General features: G+C 28.9%; 6 protein-coding genes. 4 read left to right on the top strand and 2 right to left on the bottom strand.

Annotated features, from left to right (window positions below):
* The first annotated feature begins 672 nt into the window (after nucleotides 1-672).
* The 3 genes from A500_RS07310 to A500_RS07300 all read left to right on the top strand — a co-directional run bounded on the left by A500_RS07310 (nucleotide 673) and on the right by A500_RS07300 (nucleotide 5,604).
* Complete coding sequence (locus tag A500_RS07310) at nucleotides 673-1,722, top strand: carbamoyl phosphate synthase small subunit (RefSeq protein WP_016206944.1); 1,050 nt, start codon at nucleotides 673-675, stop codon at nucleotides 1,720-1,722.
* 12 nt (nucleotides 1,723-1,734) lie between these two features.
* Nucleotides 1,735-4,941: a carbamoyl-phosphate synthase large subunit gene (gene carB / locus A500_RS07305; protein ID WP_016206943.1), complete on the top strand. Its 3,207-nt coding sequence runs from the start codon at nucleotides 1,735-1,737 to the stop codon at nucleotides 4,939-4,941.
* Nucleotides 4,942-5,313: 372 nt separating this feature from the next.
* Nucleotides 5,314-5,604 carry a hypothetical protein gene (locus tag A500_RS07300; RefSeq protein ID WP_016206942.1) on the top strand — a complete coding sequence of 97 codons (291 nt, stop codon included), beginning with the start codon at nucleotides 5,314-5,316 and terminating at the stop codon, nucleotides 5,602-5,604.
* A gap of 223 nt (nucleotides 5,605-5,827) precedes the next feature.
* On the opposite strand, the gene A500_RS07295 is transcribed toward A500_RS07300, so the two are convergent.
* Complete coding sequence (locus tag A500_RS07295) at nucleotides 5,828-6,901, bottom strand: HD-GYP domain-containing protein (RefSeq protein ID WP_016206941.1); 1,074 nt, start codon at nucleotides 6,899-6,901, stop codon at nucleotides 5,828-5,830.
* Between the two features lie 121 nt (nucleotides 6,902-7,022).
* Nucleotides 7,023-8,918 carry a type I glutamate--ammonia ligase gene (locus A500_RS07290; RefSeq protein ID WP_016206940.1) on the bottom strand — a complete coding sequence of 632 codons (1,896 nt, stop codon included), beginning with the start codon at nucleotides 8,916-8,918 and terminating at the stop codon, nucleotides 7,023-7,025.
* Between the two features lie 280 nt (nucleotides 8,919-9,198).
* Between A500_RS07290 and murI the strand changes: the two genes are divergently transcribed.
* Nucleotides 9,199-9,972, top strand: a complete 774-nt coding sequence (gene murI, locus A500_RS07285) for a glutamate racemase (RefSeq protein WP_016206939.1) — start codon at nucleotides 9,199-9,201, stop codon at nucleotides 9,970-9,972.
* The last annotated feature ends 104 nt before the right edge of the window (nucleotides 9,973-10,076 follow it).

Below are 10,076 nucleotides of genomic sequence, written 5' to 3'. Positions count from 1 at the left end.
ATAATATTTTAAATTTTTATATTGAAATAAGTCACTGTTAGAGTGACTTAAGTAACTATTTAATAATAAGTATATTGATGCTAAATATGATAGGATTATACTATTTAAGGATAGACAAATTACTTTACAATTTATGAATAAAAATTAGCTATTAATGAATTTTTATTCATAATATATATATATTTATTTTATATTATAGTGTATTATAGATAGTAGATAATTATTAAATAAATCTACTATCTATAATATAAGTATCAGTAGTGTACTAGCCTACGCTTATGATGAGCAGATTATATTTTAATAGCTATGAATATTTATTTGGATATAATATATATCTATTTATTGCATAATTATTAATATTGTTTAAAAACATTGACATATAGTTATATAAAATATAAAATATTATCAAAAAGATAATTAATTTTGAGTGAAGTTAAAATGTACACTTTAAATTGGTCCTGTGAGGCCAGAAAGGGAGTATGATTATGTTATATTTATATTCACAAAATAATTGCATAACTATGTCAGTAAGGGCATTTTCTAATACTGATACTAAATATATAAGGATAGTAGGAAGAGAACTATAATTTGTTGTCTTCTTATTATCCTTTTGTTTTTGTTTTATGAAGTGTATTTTTAGCTAAATATGTTTAATTTTAAGGAGGGCTAAATATGAAAGCAAAGCTAATATTAGAAAATGGCATGGTTTTTGAAGGAAAAGCTTTTGGTTATTTAAAGGACAGCATAGGGGAAGTAGTATTTACTACTGGTATGACAGGATACCAAGAGGTGTTAACTGATCCATCTTATTACGGTCAAATAGTTACAATGACTTATCCTCTTGTGGGGAATTATGGGATTAACTTAGAGGATATGGAATCAAAGTCTCCAAAGGTTAGGGGATTCATAGTTAGAGAAAAATGTAATCATCCTAATAATTTCAGGTGTGAAATAAATTTAGAAGATTACTTAAAACAAAATAAAATAATAGGACTAGAAGGAATAGATACAAGAGCCTTAACAAAGGTTTTGAGAAATCATGGAACAATGAAGGGGATTATTACCTTAGAAGATGTAACTTTAGAAGAGGTTAAAGATAGAATAGCATTATTTACAAATAAAAAAGCAGTTAGCATGGTAAGTACTGAAAAGAAGTATGAAATAGATGGAACTGGAAAGCATGTTGCGATTATAGATTTTGGTATAAAAGAAAATATAATAAGAAATTTTAAAGATAGAAATTGCAAGTTAACTATTTTCCCTATGAAAGTAACAGCAGAAGAGCTTTTAAAAGTAAACCCTGACTTAGTATTTTTGTCAAATGGTCCTGGGGATCCAGAAGATTTACCAGATGTAATAGAAAATATAAAGAAGTTAGCGGGAAAGAAACCATTAGTAGGCATATGTCTAGGACATCAACTTTTAGCATTAACACTAGGTGGTAAGACTACTAAATTAAAATTTGGACACAGGGGATGTAACCATCCGGTTAAGGATTTAGAAGAAAATAAAGTTCATATTACATCACAAAATCATGGGTATGTAGTTGAAACACTCCCAGAAGATGTTGTAGCAACTCATATAAATATAAATGATGGAACTATTGAAGGAATGAAGCATACTAAGCTTCCAATATTTTCGGTTCAATTCCATCCGGAAGCTGCAGCAGGTCCACAGGATAGCGAATATATCTTTGATAAATTTATAAAGTATGCATTATAGGAGGGGTTAGATATGCCGTTAAATAAATATATAAAAAAAGTTTTAGTAATAGGATCAGGCCCGATTGTTATAGGGCAAGCAGCTGAATTTGATTATTCAGGAACTCAAGCATGCCAAGCACTTAAAGAAGAAGGCATAGAAGTAGTTTTGGTTAATTCCAACCCAGCAACTATAATGACTGATGCAGAGGTTGCAGACAAAGTATATATTGAGCCATTAACAATTGATTTTCTAGAAAAGGTTATAGATAAAGAAAGACCTGATAGTTTGCTTACAGGAATGGGAGGACAAACGGGGCTTAATCTTGCGGTAGATTTACATGAAGCAGGAATACTTGAAAAATATAATGTAAAAGTAATAGGAACATCTATTCAATCTATTAAAGAAGGTGAAGACAGAGAGCTTTTTAGAAATATGATGAATAGAATAAACGAACCAGTTATACAAAGTGAAATAATAACTGAAATGGAAGCTGGCGTAGAGTATGCTTCAAGTATAGGATATCCAGTAATAGTTAGACCGGCATACACATTAGGAGGAACTGGTGGTGGAATAGCTGATAATGAAGAAGAGCTTAGAGAAATATTATCATCTGGCTTACAATTAAGCACAATAGGACAAGTTTTACTGGAAAAGTCAGTTAAGGGATGGAAGGAAATAGAATATGAGGTTATGAGAGATTCTTATGGGAACTGTATAACTGTATGTAATATGGAGAATATAGATCCAGTAGGAATTCATACAGGAGATAGTATAGTAGTTGCTCCATCACAAACATTATCTGATAAAGAATATCAAATGCTTAGAACTTCAGCTATAAATATAATAAATGCAGTAGGAATAGAAGGAGGATGTAATGTTCAATTTGCATTAAATCCAAATTCATTTCAATATGCAGTAATAGAAATTAATCCAAGAGTATCGAGGTCATCAGCATTAGCATCAAAGGCAACAGGATACCCAATAGCTAAACTTGCAGCAAAGATAGCATTAGGATATGGATTAGATGAAATTAAAAATGCAGTAACTCAAAAGACTTATGCTTGCTTTGAGCCAACATTAGATTATGTAGTAGTAAAAATTCCAAAGTGGCCTTTTGATAAATTCTATACAGCAGATAGAACTTTAGGAACTAAAATGATGGCAACTGGAGAAGTAATGGCTATAGGATCTAATTTAGAGGCAGCGCTTTTAAAGGGAATAAGAAGCTTAGAAATAGGTAAGTATTCTTTAGATCACCCTAAGTTCAAAGAATTAAGCATACAAGAATTAAAAACTATAGTAATGAAGCCTGATGATGAAAGACTATTTGCTCTTGCAGAAATGATAAGAAGAGATTATAGAATAGAAAGTATATCTAAAATAACAGGAATAGATATATTTTTCCTAGAGAAGTTTAAATGGATAGTGGAAGAAGAAACTAGATTAAAGCTAAATAAAATAGATGATTTAGATAAGGAATGGTTATTAGAATTAAAGAAAAAGGGGTTTTCAGATAAAGCGATAGCTGATATGCTGAAGGTTAATCCAGATGATATATATAAGTTAAGAAGCATTTGGAACATAAAGCCTTCATACAAGATGGTTGATACTTGTGGAGGGGAATTTGAAGCATTATCACCATATTATTATTCAACTTATGAACAATATGATGAAGTTCAGGTATCTGATAAGAAAAAGGTATTAGTTATAGGATCAGGGCCAATTAGAATAGGGCAAGGAATAGAATTTGATTATGCTTCAGTACATTGTGTAATGGCATTAAGAAAAATGGGAATTGAAACTATAATAGTAAATAATAATCCAGAAACAGTAAGTACGGATTTTAATATATCAGATAAACTATACTTTGAACCACTTACAGAAGAAGATGTATTAAATATAATAGAAAAAGAAAATCCATATGGAGTTATCCTTCAATTTGGTGGACAGACAGCTATAAAACTTGCGAACTTCTTAAAAGAAAAAGGAATAAAAACTTTAGGAACAACAGCAGATCAAATAGATATGGCAGAAGATAGAGAGAAGTTTGATGAATTACTTGAAAGCTTAGGGATTGATAGGCCAAAAGGCAAAGGGGTTTGGACTGTAGAAGAAGGGTTAGAAGAAGCTGAAAGGTTAGGTTTTCCTGTACTTGTAAGACCTTCATATGTCTTAGGGGGACAAGGAATGGAAATAACTTTTGATGAAGAAGAGTTAAAGTATTATTTAAAGAATGCTTTTTCAAAAGATAAGAAGAATCCTATATTAGTAGATAAATATTTAATGGGTAGAGAAATTGAAGTAGATGCTATATCTGATGGAGAAAATATTCTTATACCAGGAGTAATGGAGCACTTAGAAAGAGCTGGGGTACACTCTGGAGATTCAGTAACAATGTATCCGAGCCAAAATATAAGCAATAAAATAAAAAGTAAAGTTTTAAATTATACAAAAAAGATTGCAACATCAATTGGTATTAAGGGTATGATAAATATTCAGTTTATAGAGTTTGAAGGAAATCTTTATATAATAGAAGTAAATCCAAGAGCCTCAAGAACCGTACCATATATAAGTAAAGTAAGTAAGGTACCTATAGTAGATTTGGCTACAAAAGTAATGCTTGGATACAAGTTAAAAGATTTAGGATACGGAGTAGATATATATATAGAGCCAGATTTAGTTTCAGTAAAGGTCCCTGTATTCTCAACTCAAAAATTACCTAAAGTTGAAGTATCCTTAGGGCCAGAAATGAGATCTACAGGAGAAGTACTAGGAGTAGGAAGAACTATAAGAGAAGCATTATATAAAGGATTTGTAGCAGCTAGTATGTATCCTTCAAATAAAGAAAAGAAGATATTGGCTACAATAAATAATCATGATAAAAAGGAATTCTTGCCTATAGCTAAAATGTTATCAGAAATAGGATATAAATTTATTGCAACAGAAGGAACAGCTAATCTTTTAAAGGAAGTTGATATAGAAGTTGAAACAGTAAGAAAGCTTCATGAAGATAAGCCTAATATATTAGACATAATAAAAAGTAAGGCAGTTGATTTAGTAATAAATACTCCAACAAAGGGTAATGATTCAAAAAGAGACGGATTTATAATAAGAAGAGCGGCAGTAGAAAGAAATATAGAAGTTATAACATCGTTAGATACATTAAGAGCAATAGCAGAAGTTAAATACTTTGGAATAGAAAATGAGAACTTAGAGGTATTTAATATAGCAGAATAGTTTTAAAATGCGAAGCATTTTTCAGTTTACAGTTCACAAGGCACAGTGCACAGTTATTAATTAGTTGAGAGTTGAAAGTTGAAAGTTATGGATGAAACTACTACGTAGTTTCTAAGATTAGGATATATAAAAACTCTAAGAGTTTTTAATAATAGTTTTCTTAATTCAGCAAAGCTGAATTATTTCCATAACTGTGAACTGTGCACTGTGAACTGTGCACTAAAAAATGCTTCGCAATTTATTATTTTCGACAACAAATAATATATTTATACAAAAAAATAAATTTTTAAATAAAAGTTTATACAAGTATTGACATAAAACGTACGTTCGTATATATTAATATTATAGAACTTATGTTTGGTGGAGGTCAATATGAACAATGATATTTTTGTAAAATTAAATTATAAAACAATAGGTGAATTTAAAAGTTTAATAGTAGATAGACAACATATAAGTAATGTAACAGAAAAGTATTTAATGTGTACAGGAAAATATGATAAAGATGGATGGACGTTTATATTTAAAGCAAATAGTATGAAGGAAGCTGAAGAATTTATAAATAGTAATTCATTAAATAAAAGTAAAAGTATTATAAAAAACGTAATAGGGAATAAATCTTCTATTATTGATAATGAAAAGATAAGTATTCCAGCATGGATATAAAAAAGTCGTCAAGGCGAGCTTGCCGAGCAGTCGACTTTTTTTCGCGCATGTGCATTTCCGAAGCTTGTCTGAGGAAAATCTTGCACGCGCACTTTATTCTATTTTTTTACTCTATAGGAATAACTTTAATAACTTATATTCTATAAACAACGATTTATCCACAGATTTTTAAAATATAATTTCCTATAGAGTAAAAAGGCAGAGATATTCTCTACCTTAAGCTTCATACAACTTTTTCTATATGTGATATAACTATCGATAATTCATTTATTAAACTTATAGTTGTTCCTTCATTTTCTTTTATATTACTTTTTATTATTTTGATATTAGGTCTTAAGGGAAAGTTTGAAAAGGTCTCTTTAACAATACCTAAATCACCATTACTTAACCTAACAACTGTCCCGTATGGGAAAGGAACAATAACTTTAGAAAAGACTTTAACTATATTGAAATCAAAGATAGTACCTGCATGACTCATTATATATTCCAAAGCATCACTGGCGCACATTGATTGTATATAATATTTCTGTGATGTTAACATATCATAAATATCTGCAATTGAAACTATTTTAGCAAGTTTATTTATTTGATTTCCAAATAATCCATTAGGATACCCTAAACCATCAATTCTTTCATGATGCTGTAATACTATCATTTTAATATCATTATTGATAAAAGCATTATTCTCTATATAATTATACCCTTTCTGACAATGATTTTTCATTAATTCAAATTCATCATAAGTTAGTGGAGCATCTTTCATAACTAAACCTTTATATATAAAAGCTTTACCTATATCATGTATCAGTGCACCTGTAGCCAGGTTTAAAAGCTCAGTTCTATTAAGCTTTAAATTTATTCCAACTACTAAGGATATAATAGCAACATTTACACAGTGATTATAAGTATTTAAGTTCAGATTTCGTATATCTACTAAATAAGGTAATAAATCATCATTAGACAGTATAGCATCTAGAAGCTCTTCTGCTAATAAATAAACAGATTTCAAATATTCATCATTATCATTAGATAAGCCTGAGATTTCTGCATTTTTAAATGTACTATTTATTAATTCTAAAGCTTTATTCCTAAGATCAGGTTTTATTATATTTTTAATATCATCATTACTTAAATCATCAATAATATATAATAAGTCTATATTGAAACTTCTTAGTTTTTCTATTAAGACAGTATTGATTTTAGTACCTTCATTTAGTAAAACTCTTCCTTCAATATCGTATAAGGTTTTAGCAAGATATGAATTAATTCGAACACTTTCTAAAGGAACAAGTCTCATATTTTATACCTCTACTTTTTATTTATATTATAACAATTTATGTAATATATTACTAGCAGTCACATATTAATTTATACATAATTAAAGGATTAAGATGTTAATCCTAATCCTTTAATTAAATTTATATATCTAATAAATTTTTAGTGTAGTTATTGTAAAGCTTTCTTAATGAGCTCATTTTATCTTCTAACTCAATTAGTAAGTCGGAAGCAACAGCATAGTTTTCATTAGTTAAAGCCTCTTTTATTCGAGTGAATAACCCCTTATTTGTATAAGTATCTTTCATTATATAATGTCTAAGGTTATCTATAGTCATCCAATTTGATATATCTAAATCTAATGCATTATCAGAATGTAATTTTTTAAATGATCTAACTTCAGAAGCATGGTTTAATATTATTCTGTGAATAATATCTGTAGTCCATCTTTGAATAGTTGCAAGTTTAAAACTATTTATTAATTTATCACTAAAGACATCATTTCTTTTTAATACATTTAGCTTATCAGGATATTTATCTAACTGAAGAAGATTTTCGTACACTGTAGCTGGAGCCTTACTAAAGTATTCATCTCTCTCTAGATCGGAGTAGAACTCAAATACATCTTCTTCACTTCTATAAGCTCTTGTCTTTTCTAAATATTTAGCATCTTCGCCAGGTTTCTTCGATAATTCAACTAAAAGCTCTTCTTCAGTTTTATTATTTTCAAGAGCATATATTATTCCATCAAGCATTGACATATATGAAACTGAAAGAGCTAGATATATATTTGTATGAGGATTAGGTGATCTAAGCTCAAATCTAGTTGCTAATGGATTCATTAAGTCTCTTATTAAGCCTATTAATATAGTTCTATTTCTTGATGGATTATCAGGAGATACTCCAAGAGATGTAACTATACATATAGGGGCTTCAAAACCAGGTTTTAATCTTTTAAATGCACCACTAGTTGTAGAAATAAATGGATTCATAATTTCATAATTTTTTAATACTCCCATTATAGCTCCATATCCGATGCAGCTTAAGAAATCCTCCTTAGTTGCGTGGAATAAGTTTATTCTCTTTCCATCCTTAAGTTTTAAGCTAACACCTAGATGGACATGCATTCCAGATCCTGCAACATCATCGATAGGTTTTGCTTTAAAAGAAACATCTAAACCATGTCTTCTAAAGGTTTCTTGAGTAAGGATCTTAACAAAAATTTCATTATCAGCAGCTTGAACAGCATCTGAGTATTTCCAATCAATTTCAAGCTGTTCCATTATATGATTAAATTGTCCATTACTATCTAATTTAGATTTAACTCCTCCAACTTCTTTATGCCCCATTTCAGGCTCAAATCCATATGCTTCCATAAGAAGTAAGGTTTCTTCTAGTGCAGTTCTTACTGTTCCTTTAGTTCTAGTCCAGTATTGCTCTTGTAATACTTGAGATGTAGATAATTCTTCTATATGAGCTTGTTCATTTGGAGTCTTAACCCAAAATTCTAGTTCTGTAGCTGAAGTAATTATAATTTTATCTATATCATCATATTTAATTCCAAATGGATCTAAAGTTTCAGGTTTATTCTTAAAAATATCTAAAAGAGTTGATTTAAAAGTATTTATTGCAGAAGTAAGTATATTTCTTGAACATACTGCCTTATTGTTATGAATTAAAAATGAAGGGATTCTAAGAGTACCAACTGGTTTGTTAGTAATTGGATCAATATAATCGAAGTTATAGTCAACAAACCAATTTGCATTAAGATCTGCCACCATATCAACTTTTGCATCATTTAATGTTGCTATTCCAGGAAGTACAACTGAAGAACCATCTGTCTGAATTGCAACTCCGTTTAAAAATGAGTCAATATCGTCTAGAAATAATCTTGTAGGAATTTTTTCATCGGTGTCATTACCGGATAAGTCTATTCCAACAATAGATACAAATTTTATTTCAGGATGCTCTTTAAGTATTTTAGATAAGTCTTCTTTATTGTGTTTTGATTTAGAAATTGTAAAAATTAAATCTTTCATAAAAAAGTTCCCTTGCGAAAAATAACAAGGAAAATTCACTTCCTTTCTGTTGAAACTCGAATATTTAAGTGGTATAGACATCATAATATTCGTAATTTTTTTTATTTATAAAGCAATTCTATTATATACATCTTATGATGTCAATAATTAATTTGATGAAATAGTATTGGTAAATTATTTCTAATATAAGTAAGTATGAATAAGAATATAAATTTGTAGATTTATATTAAATAAAGGTATAAAATAAAATATAGAATTAAAGAAAATGGAGTGAGAGTAATTGGACAACAAAAATAGGCCAATAGGTTTTTTTGATTCAGGGGTAGGCGGACTAAGTGTAATGAAAGAGGCAATAAAAATAATGCCAAATGAGAACTATATATATTTTGGAGATTCTAAAAATGCACCGTATGGAGTCAAAAGCGTTAGTGAAGTTAGGGATCTAACTTTTAAAGCTGTAGAAATTCTATTAAATAAGGGAGTAAAAGGAATTGCAATTGCATGTAATACAGCAACTAGTGCTGCTGTTGCAGAATTAAGAAAGGTGTACCCAGAACTACCTTTAGTTGGAATAGAGCCTGCATTAAAACCAGCTGTAGAGCTTAATATACAAGGAAATATATTAATAATGGCAACAACAATGACATTAAAAGAAGAAAAGTTTAATAAACTAATGGGGAAATATAAAGATAAGGCATCGATAATTCCAATACCGTGTCCTGGTCTTGTAGAATTTATAGAAAGTGGTAAACTTCAAGGCGAAGAAATTGAAGAGTACTTAAGAAATAAAATAAATACATATAATAAAGGGAAAATAGCTTCTATTGTATTAGGGTGTACGCACTATCCATTTATAACAGATACATTATCAAAAATAGTTGGAAAAGATGTTATTATAATGGATGGGGGATTAGGAACGGTAAAAGAGTTAAGACGAAGATTAGAAAATAAAAACCTATTAACAGAACGTAATAAAAAAGGAGAAATAGAAGTTATAAATTCATATGGTAAAAATGAATTTATAGATTTAAGCAATAAACTTTTAAATATGTAGAAAAGAATTAAGCTTATAATAATATTATTATAAGCTTAATTTAAAAAAATATTTGTTAAATTGTTGACAAAAAAACTAATAATTGATATATTATAGTAAAGAGA

This window comes from Clostridium sartagoforme AAU1 (assembly GCF_000401215.1).
Lineage (GTDB): Bacteria > Bacillota > Clostridia > Clostridiales > Clostridiaceae > Clostridium > Clostridium sartagoforme.
Note: the sequence above shows the minus strand (reverse complement) of the source record. Positions and strands in the feature narration are given on the sequence as shown.

What these genes read in the sequence shown, in the direction of transcription:
- A500_RS07295 (WP_016206941.1), bottom strand. Translation starts at nt 6,901, where the DNA reads ATGAGACTTGTTCCTTTAGAAAGTGTTCGAATTAATTCATATCTTGCT.
- A500_RS07310 (WP_016206944.1), top strand. Translation starts at nt 673, where the DNA reads ATGAAAGCAAAGCTAATATTAGAAAATGGCATGGTTTTTGAAGGAAAA.
- A500_RS07300 (WP_016206942.1), top strand. Translation starts at nt 5,314, where the DNA reads ATGAACAATGATATTTTTGTAAAATTAAATTATAAAACAATAGGTGAA.
- A500_RS07290 (WP_016206940.1), bottom strand. Translation starts at nt 8,918, where the DNA reads ATGAAAGATTTAATTTTTACAATTTCTAAATCAAAACACAATAAAGAA.
- carB (WP_016206943.1), top strand. Translation starts at nt 1,735, where the DNA reads ATGCCGTTAAATAAATATATAAAAAAAGTTTTAGTAATAGGATCAGGC.